Raw genomic sequence first — 12,530 nt, forward strand, 5'->3', positions numbered from 1 at the left:
AGCCCCGTTGCGCCGCCCGAGCGGGGCGCAGGGTCAGCCGGCGAGCGCCATGTGAGCACTACCCGCTCGCGGCGGGACGGGGCGGCATTCTGCCAGGCAAGCTCGAGCGGTTCGCCCAGGTGGCCGGGCACGAGGCGGCCTCGCCGTCCTCGTGCCTGCCTTCCTCGTCCGAGGTCTACTCCAGGGCGTTGGCGAACGCGTTCTTCAGCTCGGAGGCGATGTCCCCCGACGACATCTCGCCGGAGTTGACGATGCCCACGGCGTGGTAGCCCGACGGCAGGCGGATGACCGCGGAGCGGGCGTGGGTCGTCCTGAAGGCGTTCGGGACGCTCCCGCTGCGGTTCACCGGGTGCGAGCCGCCATGGTAGGGGCTCGCCTTCCAGCCGTAGAGGTCCTCGAGCTTCGCGCTCGCGATCTCGCTGGACCAGACGAGCCGATTGTTCCGCGTGGTCGAGGAGCCCGTGGGCGAATAGAGCGCGTCGTAGGTCGAGGGGCTGATGAACCCGCTGCTGTGCCCGAGGTACTGGAAGATCGAGGCGAACGCCTTCGACGAGTAGTACCAGCCGCCCTGCGCCTTGCAGTGCCCGGCGAGGAGCTTCGAGTTGTAGATGACGCCGGCGTACGGATCGGTCTTCGTTGTGTACGCCCCCGCGATCGTCCACCCGTTGACCAGGGTGCCGAGGGCGTCCGGATCCGGGTCGCAGGTGGCCGCGAGGTCGGGGTCGACCGGGTCGAAGATGTAGTAGCGGACGAACGTCTCGTACCACCAACCCATGGCCTGGATGATGTCGTTTCCCGTCGCGCTCCACCCGTTGTTCGCGACGGCGTCGTTGATCGCCGGCAGGTTGGCCGGGTTCCCGACGATCGGGACCAGGTACGTGAGCAGCTTGCTGTTGATGTTGTGGTAGCTCCGGACGCCGTAGTCGCTGTCCTCCACGGGGACCAGGAGCTGAACGAAGGGGTTCGCCGGATCCCCTCCTCGGATGCCGGATTTGTGCTGGAGGAGATCGCGGAACGTGATCTTCCGGTTCTCGACCGGGAGCGCGTTCTTCACCACCGCGGGCAGGTAGTGGCGGATCTCGTTGTCGAGGAAGCTGAGCACCTGCGGGGTGCTCTTCCCTTGCTCCTCCAGCACCTTCACGAGCAAGAGCCCGCCGACCATCTTTGTCGCGCTGCCCACGTTCGCGAGGACATCCCAGGTCATCGCATCGGAGTGGGTCGCCGCTCCTCCGGACACGCCGTAGCGGAACCCGGTCGTGCGGACGAGCGTCGTGGAATAGCCCTTCGTGCTTCCGAAGCGGCTCCGGATCTGATCCTCGTATTCATCGACGTTCAGCTGTGCACCTTGAGCCGGCGCGCTGAGCCCCGCCGTCGCGGCGACGAGCGACACGGCTCCGAGGGCCTGGAAGAAAGCGCGGGGCTTCGAGCGGTGTAACGATGCGAACATGGGCTTCTCCTTGCGTGACATGGGGGTTGGACCCGCCGAGCCTGGCCCGGGAGGTCGAATGAGACATCCTCGCGAGGCGCGGAGCGCCGAGCGGTCATGCGGTGGCAAAGCGCGTCGCGGTCACGGACAGGTGCTCGACGCGCGCCTTGGGCTGAGCGCAATGCACGCCGTGTGCCGGCGTGAGATGGCCGCTCCGACCGCGCCGTGGGTCAGGGACAGGCTCTCAGGGGCGAACGAGCGCCATCCGGATCGCACGCTCCACCGGAGAGGCGTCGTCGCGCCACGGGTCGAGCGGTTCCCTCGGCAGCAAGGGAGGTTGCGCGAGGAATCTAGGCCGGTCGCCACGCAGGAGGGGCTGTGCCGCGTGAACGAGGAACGGGTGGCACAGGTACACCGTGCCAGCCGGTCCAGTCGCGACGGCCTCGGGGCGGTGCGACGACTCGGCGAAGTCGGTGCTGGCGAGCTCGCCGAGGGTCAGCCCCTCCGCTCCGTGAGGTTCGAGCCTTCGGACGATGTCGAAGTGCGAACCAACGCGAAGACGCGTCGGTGCATCTTGGTCACCGACGTCGGAGAAGAGGAAGAGCATGAGGAGCGCACGCCCCTTCGACGCCACGTTGGCCCGCCACTTGAGGAAGTCCGGCTCGCCCTCCGTTCCGAAGCTCACATCGATGTGCCAGCCGCAGTCGCCCGGATCGTCTGGCGAGGGGAAGCGGATCGGGAATGTGCCGAGGCTGCCGCGAGGCATCCAGCGTCCAGGCCCCACGAGCGCGTCGTAGGCCGCGTGCAGCTTCGGTGTATTGGCCGCCTCACGGAAGAGGGGGTTCGGGATCTCGCCGACACGCACGACGGGGCGCGTCCAGGTGGAGGGCGCGTCCTCCGCACACCCGGTGGCGAGCCACAAGACTCGACGACATGCGTCGGCGAGCTCACGGGGGAAAGCTTCGTCGATCCGAACGAAGCCATCGTGGACGAACTGTTCGAGCTGCGCTGCGGACAGCGCGAAATCATGATGAGGCATATGAGATCTCCTGTTGTTCCAGCTCAAGGCACACGACTGCGCACGACGCGCGCGTCGCGGACGACCCATGAGCGCCGGGATGCGGCGCTCAGCCGAGCAGGAACACGGAGAACCTCATCATCGACAGAGTAGTAACGGACGGCTCGCAGTCCGTCAATCAAGGTCCGTCGTCTCGCCGATGTCGCCGAGGCCCAGCTCCCGGCGGTTCGGCAGCACGGGCATCGCGCCGGGCGTCGACGACTGCGGGGATGATGTGGAGGATGCCCGCGTTCTCGGCGATCGTCGGCCGTGGGCCGAGCTTCTGCGCCGCGCGTTTGCGCTCGCGAGGGGGCCCCGCGAGCCCGGGCGCGTCAGCGCATCATCACCACGACCTCGCGCTCCATCGGCGAGAGGGCGCGTGGGCGCGCTCGCGCCGTGACATGTCACGGCGGGCGGAACGGTCGGTGCTCGCGCGCAGGACGGATCCCGGAGGGTAACCCCTGCGCTCCGGGGCAGCGTTCCTCGATGTACAGACTCGCCAGGATCTGGCAACAAGGAAAGGCTCTGAACAAAGGCCGCTCCGCTCGTCCGCCTGGCTCCTTGCTGATACGCTCTCCTCGTGTTTCCCGCGCCTGTCCCGATTGACGTCTTCATCTCGTACGCAGCCGCGAACGAGAGGCAGAAGGACGTGCTCAGAAAACATCTGTCGGCCCTGAAGCGCGAAGGGAAAATCCGCACCTGGCATACCGGGCGCATCGGGGTCGGCAGCGATCGGGACGCCGAGCTCGCGGTCCGCCTCGACGCGGCTCACCTCATCGTCCTTCTCGTCAGCGTCGATTACCTCGCCGGCGACGCGCAGTGGCGAGAGATGGAACGGGCGCTGGGGCGCCACAACGCCGGGCGGGCGCGGCTCATCCCCATCCTCCTCGACGCGTGCGACTGGGAGGGCACGCCGTTCTCCGCTCTGGCGCCGCTGCCCGCGAACCGCGTCCCCGTGATGTCGTGGAAGCGCGAGAGCGAGGCGTGGACCGCCGTGACGCTCGCCATCCGGGCCGCCGTCGCAGACTTCACGCACAGGACCACTGCGCCCACCCTGATGGACACGGGCGAGCCGGCGCGGCCGGCGCACACGGCACGCACGGAGAGGACACTCGACACGTCCCCCGCCGCTGCCACCCTGCCCGCAGCCGGGGCCGGCAGGGCCCCGCCCGCACGACACCGAGGCAGAGCCAGGACCTCGACGGCAGCTCGCGCGCTGATGGCCATCGTCGTGCTGGGGCCGTTCGCGGCGGTCGCGCTCGTCATCGATCGATTCACGACGACAGGTCAGACGGCAGCCGCGGCGGCGGACGCGGGGCCGGCGGACGCGGGACCGGCGGCGCGGCCGCGGACCCCGCCGCCGAGGACCGTGACCGCCGGCGAGCCGGAGCCGCGGCCGCCGCGCGGACCCTAGCGGCGGTGTGACGACCCTCCCCAGCGCGAGCGCGCGCGCTGCAGGCGTGACCTGCGAGATGTCACGCTCACTCCGCAGAGCCTGCGGGCGCCGGCGAACTGGGCAGGGGGCGGGGGCGCGGAATGCGCTGGTGGCCGTGATGGACGCGCGAGGGGATCGCCTCTCGCCGATCCCCTTCGTCTCCAGCGCCGATGCCGGACACTTGACGCGGCCTGGGGGTAGTCGACAATGCGCCTATGGCGCGCACCGCTCCGGTCCCGAACATCCCCGCAATCCCTGGCATGAACCCCGGTGTGTGGATCATGGGCGGCGGGGGCGGAGGTGGGGGGGGCAATGGCCGCGGCGGGAGCGGCAGCGGCAATGGGCAAGGCGCCGGCGGTGGCAATGGAGGGAACGACGCGCAAGGGGGCGGCAAGGGCGCCGGATCGTGCGGTCCTGGCAGCGGGGCCGGCTGTCCCAACCCGTCCCACGGCGGCGGGGGCGGCACACACGCCGGCGACCCCATCGACCCGGTGACTGGCCGTGTCTACACGGTCCCTGCGGTCGATCTTGCGCTCCCAGGGCCGCTGCCGCTCGTGATCAAACGAACCTACAGCAGCACCGCGCGCGATCGCGACGTCGGCCTCGGCCGGGGCTGGGCGCACTCGCTCGCCTGGGAGATCGAGCCGCGGCGCCGCACGCTCCTGCTCTACAACCCCGAGGGGACGCACACCCGGGCGCCCCTCCTCGCCATGGGTGAGAGCGTCGTGCTGAGCCGCGGTGTGCTCACGCGCCACGACTCGGGCTACACGCTCGTCATCGAGACGGGCGACGTGCTCATCTTCTCGGGTACCCAGGCGAGAGGCGCGCGGTACGTCCTGTCGCGCATGGTCGACCCCAGCGGCAACAGCATCGACCTCGCCTACACCGACGGTCGCCTCTCGTCCATCATCGACAGCGTAAAGCGCACGGTTCGCGTGCGCAGGCACGCCGATGGTCGCATCGCCGCTTTCGAGGTGAAGAACAGCCCACACCAGGGCCAGTGGGTGGCGTTTCGTCGTTATCGATATGACTCGTCTGGTCACCTCGTGGCCGCGGAGGACGCCGCCGGGCGCTCCGTTTCTTACTCGTACGACGATGGGCGGCTCACGTCGCTCGTTTACCCGAGCGGCCTTCTCGTCCGCTACCGGTACGACGCGCAGCATCGCTGCGTGGAGACCTGGACAGAGGCTCCTGGGTACACGGACGCGCTCGACGAGAGGGCGCCGGCGTTTCTGGCCGACGGCGTGACGCGCGCGAAAGGCATGCTCCACTGCAAGGTGGAACACGGCGGCGACGGCTACGTCGAGCTCGTCACATCGCGTGACGTGAAGCGGTACTCCGGCAATGAGCACGGGAAGCTGGAGAAGGCCGTTTGGGGTCCCGGGGTGCACACCAACACGTTCGATGCCATCGGCAAGCTCACCTCGTACACGGATCCCACAGGAGCAAATTGGCGCTGGAATCGCGACGTGTTCGGGCGGGTCGTCCGCGAGATCGACCCGCTTGGCGCCGTGCAGGAGTACACCTACAACGAACGTGGACTGCTCACGTCGATCACCGATCCTGTCGGCACCGATTTTCATTTTGAATACAATAGTGGTGGAAAACTCTTGGCGATAGACGGCCCGGGCGGGAACGTCATCGTATACAAGCGGGACGGTCGTGGCTTACCTATCGAGGCCACGCTGCCGGACGGCGCCACCACCAGGATGGAGTACGACGCGCTCGGTAATCGCGTCGTCGTCACGGAGCCGGACGGCGGAAGGAGATTCATCGAATACGACTACCTCGGGCAGGTGCTGGGCTTCACGGACGAGCGTGGCGGCACCACCCGCTACGTGTACGGACCCTGCAAGGAGCTGCGCCTGATCCGGCTCCCCGACGGAGGGACGATTGCCTACGACTACGACGAGGATGGGCGGCTCGCCGCCGTGACCGATCCGATGGGTCGCCGGTGCGAGCTCGTCTGGTCGGGGATGGTCGTCCACAAAGTCCGCCGTCCCGACGGAGCTCGAGTGCGCTTCCGTTACGATCGCGAGGGCGATCTACTTCGGGTCATCCATGGCTCAGGTGAAGAGCACGTCCTCATCCGCAGCCCCGCGGGGCGGATCGTCGAGGAGCGGACCTTCGACGGTCGAACGATCCGATACAAACACGATCTGCTCGGTCGCATCGTTCAGACCGAGAGCGGCTCCGGCGAGATCACCGAGTTCAAATACGACCCCGTCGGGCGGCTCGTCGAGCGAGCCTACGCCGACGGCACGGCGGATCGGTTCGAGTACGACGCGGCGGGACGCCTGCTGTGGGCAGAGTCCTCCGCGTCGGAGACGGTGTTCAGGTATGATGGTCGAGGACGGCTGGCCGCAGAGCTGCACCGGGTGAACGGCCGCAGCTACGTCGTCGAGAGCGCCTACGATGCGGCCGGACATCGCACGCGCAGGAGCACCTCCTTAGGATACGTCGAGAGCATGGTTTACGATCCGATGGGCCAGCCGACGCGCGTCCTCCTGGGCGACACGGAAGCCGTGGAGATCGGCTGGGACAGGCGCGGCTTCGAGGTGCGGCGCGCGCTGCCTGGCGGTGGCCTCATCCAGAGCGCCTGCGATACGATCGGGCGCATTACGCACCAGCGGGTATTCCGCCCCGCGGGCCAGCCGCGCGTGGGCGAGCCTGCCTGGGCCGGTCCCAGGCCACCTGGGCTCACGGAAGAGCATTATCACGCGTACACGTCCGCGGGCGACCTTCAGGAGGAGTGGGGGCTCGTCGAGGGGCGCACGGGGTACACGTACGATCCGGTCTCGCAGGTCCTGTCCCGGGTGCCTCAGCGCGCGCGCGCCGAGCTCTTCGGCTACGACACGGCGGAGAACGTCCACGAGGCCGGCCCCCCGGCGCAGCCCCGGCGCTACGAGCTGGGCGGCAAGCTGATCCGCCGCGGGGACGTGGAGTATCTCTACGACGCTGACGCACGGCTGATAGAGAAGAGGCACACCGCAGAGCGCGGGCGCTCCCTGTGCCGTTACCGCTGGAACGCCAGGGGCCTCCTCGAGGCGGTCGAGCTCGACGACGGCGCTGCGATCGAGTTCGTGTATGACGCGTTCGCGCGGCGCGTGGAGAAGCGCATCAGACGCCGCGGCGAGGCGGCGCGCGCCACCCGGTTCGTATGGGACGGTGACACCGTGGTGCACGAGGTGCGGGAGGCTGCGGACACGCATGGCAACACGGTCGTCCATGAGCGTACGTACAGCTTCTTGCCGCGCAGCCACGCGCCGCTCGCGCACCGCGACGCGCAGGTGCTCGCGTCGGGCGAGCGCGCGGAGGGCGGCTGGGTTCACTATGTCAACGATCCGATCGGGCATCCTCGAGTTCTGGTGTCTGGGCAAGGCGAGGTCCTGGGCCGCATCCATCGCAGCGTCTGGGGGCAGCTCGACGCTGGAGAGCCCGGCCAGGCGACGACGCCCCTCCGCTTCCCGGGACAATACGCGGATGACGAGACCGGCGTCGTCTACAACCGCTACCGGTATTATGACGCCGAGATAGGCCGGTACATCAGCCCTGATCCGCTCGGGCTCGCAGGCGGGCTTCGCCCGTTCGGGTACGCGAGCAACCGGCCCCTCGCGATGATCGATCCCGACGGGCTCGCGCCGGTCCGTGCGAGCGTCCAGGGGCCGTACTCCAACGGGCCTTTCGGCTCGTCGACGGACGTGCGGTCAGGGCAGCGGCATTACGGCGGCGGAGAGCGCCTGCCCGGCCAGCTGCACCCTGCAGTCCAGGATGCGCTGGTGCCCGTATATAACGGTGTCTCGGCCAGAGGCCAAGCCGACGCGCTGCCGCACTACTGCGCGGAGCCCTGGGCAATGACCAACTACATCCGAAACTACGAGCACGCGAACGGCATCCCTCCGGATACGATGAACCCGCAGCACCCGAATTGGAACGAGTGCGTCGGTTCCATTCAGTCCATCACCGCTCAGCAGGGGCAGACGAGCAGGATCCCTTGCCCCAACTGTAGCCAGATGCTGACCAACCTGGGGGTGCAGAGCCACCAGGTGCCACCCGTGAACGGCCAAAACTTCAGCCCGCCGGACCGGGGCTGGGCGAGCCAGCACCAGGGGCCGGCCGTCCACCTCGGCTTTCGCTGACCGGAGGCGAGGCGGACCGCCATGTCAGATGCCATGATTGCCGTCTGGGAGACCTCGGGCTGGTCCGACTCGGAGGTCGGCGTCGCGGCCATCCACGTGCTCAGGGACGACTGGGCCTCTCAGGAACGGCTGCGGGAGCTCGCGCTCGCCGGGGAGCCTGTCGCGATCCGCGAGGCGGCGCTCCTCGCCGTGGCGCTCGCGCCGAGCAACCTGCCGGTGTTGCGCCAGGGCGTGACCGCGGCGCAGCATGAGGTGCGCGCCGCCTCGGTCGCCGGCCTGCGCGCGGATCCTCTGGCCCGACCGATCGCGGCGCACCTCCTGGCGAGTGACCCGTCGTGCGGTGTGCGCGCGGCGGCGGCGACGTTGCTCGCCGGCGATCCCAGGTACACGCCCGCTCTGCGCCGGGCATTCGAGGCGCCGCTGCCGAACCCCGGCGTGGATCCGGAGGCGCCTCGGCTCGAGGACGCGCTGGTGCGTGCGCTGGTCAGAGAGCCGGCGGTCGTCGAGCAGGTGAAGGGTCGGCTCGCTGCGCTGGCGAGTGATGTCCGCGATCTCGTGCTCGAGGACCTCTGGGCACGTCCGGAGCAGCGCCCCGATGTGCGCGCCCTGCTCGCGCACGAGGCCGCCCTGGTTCGCGCGTCGGCAGCGCGGGCGCTGCGTCGCGATCCGGAGGCGGCGAGCGCGCTGCTCGACCTGGCCCGTGATCCGTCGCCGCTCGTCCGGGCGGCAGCGGTGTCCGTGCTCGGCTCCGATGCGATGGCGAGGCAGGTGAGGGCAGGGCGGCTCGCGGACGCGAGCGAACACACGTCGGTGCGCGTGGCGATCGTGGAGACCCTGCGCGCCGGCGAGGAGGAGAGGGTCCGAGCGCTGCTGTCCGATCCGAGCCCGACGCTCCGCGGGGTGGCCGCGTCCGCTCTGCGGGACGACGCGGCGTCCGTCGCGGCGCGTCGGGCCCTGCTCGAGGACGCCGCGCCGTTCGTGCGGGCGCGCGCCGTGAGCAGCCTCGCGCGTCAGGATGCGCTGTTCGACAGCGTCATGCCCTGCCTTGGAGATCCGGATCCCCACGTCCGCCGGGCCGCCATCGAGGTCCTCGGTCGATACCCGCCGGCGCTCTCGCTGCTCCGGCAGCACATCGATGCGCCCTTCCCGGTTGGACCAGCCGCGATGCAGGCGCTGCGCGAGGATCCGGAGTCGGTCCCGCTGCTGCGCACGCGCCTCCGTCCGGCCCGGCGTGTGGAGCGGCGGCGCAGGCTGTGCGACCTGGCCCGGGATCCCTCCTCGGTCGCGGGGGTGCGCGCGCTGCTCGACGACCCCGATGTGCTTGTCCGGACCGATGCGGCCAGCGCGCTCGGCGACGCCCGGGATGAGGCGATCGTGCGCCGGCTCGACGATCCAAACCCGTGGTGGCGTGCGGTTGCGGTGAGGGCCGTCGCCGGGACGGCGGAAGCGCGGGAAGTGCTCCTGCGACGGCTCGGGGACGGCGACGGCGCCGTGCGCGCCGCGGCGGCGGAGGCGCTGGCCGGGGACGAGGCGGCGGCGCCGCGCATCCGGGAGCTCCTCGACGAGCCCACCGCCGCGGTTCGCGCCGCGGCGATCACGGCGCTCGCGCGAGACGCGGGCTCCGTGGAGCGGATCGCCGCCACGCTGGGCGAGCCCTCGGACATGGACGGGGATCCGGCGCAGCTGGCGGCGGCGCGGGCGATCGCCGGCCGGCCGGAGCTTGCGGGCCGGCTGCGCGCCCTCGTGGAGCGAGGCGACTACGCCGCCGAGGTGACCCGGATCGCGCTGGAGTCGCTGGCGCCCACGAACGCGCCCGTGGATACCCTCCTCGGGATGCTGGACGACGTCCAGGAGCTCGATGCGCTGAGGCTCCCGGCCGCGAGGCTCCTCTGGGCCCAGGGTCAGCACCGCGCCGCGGTCATCGCCCGGATTGACGATCCCAGCCCCGCGCTCCGCGCCGCGGCGCTGGAGCTCCTCGGCGACGACGCGAGCGCCGTCGATCTCGCCCGGGCGCGCCTGCGCGACAGCGACGCGCGCGTGCGCGCCGCCGCTGCTGCCGCCCTGCGCCGCCGCACGCCCACGGACCGGGGTGTCGCTCTCGTCGAGCTCGCCGAGGAGACGCGGGTCGCGACGGCGGGCAGACTTCACGAGGCTCCGGTCCTGTCGCGATCGGAGCTGCGTTTGGAGGTCGACCCACGAAAAGACGCTGTGATCGCGTGGCTCTGTGCGCGGCTTGCGAGCGACGAACGCGGCGGGGCTATCGCGGCCGGCGCGGAGGTGGCGCGCTCGGAGGTGCCGTGGGGGGCCAAGGACGTGTACCTGGTGCGGCTGCCGTTCGATCAGGAGGAGGCCCCGCTCGCGGCCGGCGTGTTTCCGATGCACAACCTGATCGAGATCTCTGCGGTTGCGCGCCAGCTCACGGCCGAGAGGTCGCCGTCGATCTGGCTCGTGTGTGCGGACGTCGCGTTCTCGGATCTGGCGCCGCCGGAGCTCGAACCGGGCACGGTTGCGTGGGGACCTACGTATTTCGGAGTGCGGATTTGCCGCTCGAACTAGCTCGTTCTGGCCGCATGAAGTGCGGTCAGGGCTGGGCGGCCGCTGGACGCGCGAAGGCCGCCGCGACGAGGGCTCAGGGGCTCATGCCGGTGAGGTCGATCAGCGCGGCGCGGGCCCGGGTCGGGGTCGTCCCGGTGAACTGCTTCACGTCGCGCGCGAGGTGCGCCTGGTCGTAGTAGCCGAACCGCTGCGCGAGCTCCGCCCAGGTCCCCGAGGCGCCCGCCTTGAGGTGCTGCACAAGCCGGTCGAAGCGCACGAGGCGGGCGAGGAGCTTGGGGGGGACGCCGACGTTCTCGCGGAACAGGTCGATCACGTGCTTCTGGCTGTAACCGAGCTCGCGCGCGAGCGCCCGCATGTCGACCGCGCCCCCGCACTCCTCGATCCGCCGCACCGCCCACGGCACCACGCCGAGCTCGTGCCGCGCCTCGTCGACGCGCTCGCCGAGCGCTCGCTCGATCAGGTCGAAGCGCGCGTCCCACGTGGGCAGCTCCTCGAGGCGCTCGGCCAGGCGGGCGTGCTTTCTGGGCAGGAGATCGCGGGCCGAGACAACGCGCCCGGTGAGCTCCGCCATCGGCACGCCGAAGAAGAGCCGCGCCCCGATGGGCGTGAGGTTCACCTGGAGCCCGCGCTGGAACCCGTCGTGCTCGGTCAGCGTGAAGGTGTCGTCGAGCCCGGCGACGAAGCCGCCCGGGTACAGGGCGTGGCGGCCCTCGCCCCCGGCGTCGAACACGCGAATCGACGGTCCGAACTCGATGATGACGACGACCTGCGGCACCGGGAACTCGACACGCCGCAGCGGCCCGGGCGCCTCCTCCGTGTAGCCGCTGTAGTCGCGGATGTAGGGGCGGAGCCGCGCCGCCGGGGACCGGGTCGCGAGCTCCCAGCGGCTCTCACCGGACGTGCCTCGCGTGACCCGCGCACGCTGAGCCAGCGCTAGCATCGAGGGGCAAGGCTACCCCCGGGCGCGGGCGCGATCCAGCCGCGCGCCTCAGTCGCAGGCTGGCGCCTCCTCCTGGTAGGCGATCCCGCTGTCGACCGGCACCTTGCCGCCCTGATCGTGGGGCACGATCACGTGGCACTCGCCCTCGGTCACGTTGCCCGACGCGTCGACCGCCCGGACGCCGAGGGTGTAGACGCGCGCGTCGCCGTTGCCCTTCCGCTCTGCGAGCAGGTCCACCGAGCCGCAGCCGAGGTTCATGATGTCCACGTCGGTGTTGCCGTCGCCCGTGTCGTTCCGCGGCTCGTCGCTCGCCGCGTAGGTGAACGTCACCTCGACGTCGTCGTCACAGGCGTCGTCCACAGCCACGCAGTCGTCCACCGAGACGGTGTGGAACGAGTGGTTCGGCGGCCAGAGCTCAGGGCGCCTGTCCGTGAGCACCGGCGCGATCGTGTCGACGACCACGAGCTCCGAGGCGCAGAGCGAGAGCGGCCCGCCCTCCGCCTCCGCGGTCACCGAGATCTCGTGCGCCCCGAGGGCGAACGGCCCCTCCGCCGAGACCGCCACCGTGACATCAACGCAGGTGCCCTCCGAGAGCTGCGCATAGATGGCCTCGACGTACGCGCCCCGGTGCGTCGCGCACTCGGCGACCCGCTCCTCGCCGCACACCCACTCCCCCTCCGGGATCGCGTCGCCCGGGTCGACGCACTCGGCGACGAGGGCCTGCGAGCCGCCGCCGACCGGCTCTTCATGATTGCACCCGAACGACAGACACGTGACGGAGACCACGCTGAACAGCCCGAGTAGACTGGCTCTCTTCATCATGTCGATACGGATAGCAATCCAGTCGCGTCTTCGCGAGAGAAAAGATGCCGAGTGGACACATGAGATGGAGATCGATTGTGACCCCTGGAGTGCATTTTCTTGAGCCGTATCTGGAAGCACCGAGAACCACACCACTTTCGGTCGCCGCCGAGGTG

At 70.2% G+C, this 12,530-nt stretch carries 7 protein-coding genes; 3 read left to right on the plus strand and 4 right to left on the minus strand.

Going from position 1 to position 12,530, the window contains the following annotated elements:
- Positions 1–175 precede the first annotated feature (175 nt).
- On the minus strand, positions 176–1,447 hold the full coding sequence (locus tag WME75_RS45840) for a serine hydrolase (RefSeq protein WP_437484706.1): 1,272 nt from the start codon (positions 1,445–1,447) through the stop codon (positions 176–178).
- 223 nt (positions 1,448–1,670) lie between these two features.
- Complete coding sequence (locus WME75_RS45845; RefSeq protein WP_437484707.1) at positions 1,671–2,465, minus strand: phytanoyl-CoA dioxygenase; 795 nt, start codon at positions 2,463–2,465, stop codon at positions 1,671–1,673.
- Positions 2,466–3,063: 598 nt separating this feature from the next.
- Here WME75_RS45845 and WME75_RS45850 point away from each other — a divergent pair.
- The 3 genes from WME75_RS45850 (at position 3,064) to WME75_RS45860 (ending at position 10,613) form a co-directional block, all read left to right on the plus strand.
- Complete coding sequence (locus tag WME75_RS45850) at positions 3,064–3,897, plus strand: toll/interleukin-1 receptor domain-containing protein (protein ID WP_437484709.1); 834 nt, start codon at positions 3,064–3,066, stop codon at positions 3,895–3,897.
- 236 nt (positions 3,898–4,133) lie between these two features.
- Positions 4,134–8,057 (plus strand): RHS repeat-associated core domain-containing protein, encoded by a 3,924-nt coding sequence (locus WME75_RS45855; protein WP_437484711.1) that lies wholly within the window; start codon positions 4,134–4,136, stop codon positions 8,055–8,057.
- A gap of 21 nt (positions 8,058–8,078) precedes the next feature.
- Positions 8,079–10,613 (plus strand): HEAT repeat domain-containing protein, encoded by a 2,535-nt coding sequence (locus WME75_RS45860; RefSeq protein ID WP_437484712.1) that lies wholly within the window; start codon positions 8,079–8,081, stop codon positions 10,611–10,613.
- A gap of 73 nt (positions 10,614–10,686) precedes the next feature.
- On the opposite strand, the gene WME75_RS45865 is transcribed toward WME75_RS45860, so the two are convergent.
- Both WME75_RS45865 and WME75_RS45870 read right to left on the minus strand, forming a co-directional pair.
- Positions 10,687–11,553: a helix-turn-helix domain-containing protein gene (locus tag WME75_RS45865; RefSeq protein ID WP_437484714.1), complete on the minus strand. Its 867-nt coding sequence runs from the start codon at positions 11,551–11,553 to the stop codon at positions 10,687–10,689.
- Positions 11,554–11,601: 48 nt separating this feature from the next.
- Positions 11,602–12,375, minus strand: a complete 774-nt coding sequence (locus WME75_RS45870) for a hypothetical protein (RefSeq protein ID WP_437484716.1) — start codon at positions 12,373–12,375, stop codon at positions 11,602–11,604.
- Positions 12,376–12,530 lie beyond the last annotated feature (155 nt).

This window comes from Sorangium sp. So ce1014 (genome assembly GCF_051521505.1).
Classification (GTDB): domain Bacteria; phylum Myxococcota_A; class Polyangia; order Polyangiales; family Polyangiaceae; genus Sorangium.

Bases quoted from the DNA above. Each gene is read 5' to 3' on its own strand.
- WME75_RS45855 (WP_437484711.1), top strand. From the start codon at position 4,134: ATGGCGCGCACCGCTCCGGTCCCGAACATCCCCGCAATCCCTGGCATG.
- WME75_RS45860 (WP_437484712.1), top strand. From the start codon at position 8,079: ATGTCAGATGCCATGATTGCCGTCTGGGAGACCTCGGGCTGGTCCGAC.
- WME75_RS45840 (WP_437484706.1), bottom strand. From the start codon at position 1,447: ATGTTCGCATCGTTACACCGCTCGAAGCCCCGCGCTTTCTTCCAGGCC.
- WME75_RS45870 (WP_437484716.1), bottom strand. From the start codon at position 12,375: ATGATGAAGAGAGCCAGTCTACTCGGGCTGTTCAGCGTGGTCTCCGTC.
- WME75_RS45845 (WP_437484707.1), bottom strand. From the start codon at position 2,465: ATGCCTCATCATGATTTCGCGCTGTCCGCAGCGCAGCTCGAACAGTTC.
- WME75_RS45865 (WP_437484714.1), bottom strand. From the start codon at position 11,553: ATGCTAGCGCTGGCTCAGCGTGCGCGGGTCACGCGAGGCACGTCCGGT.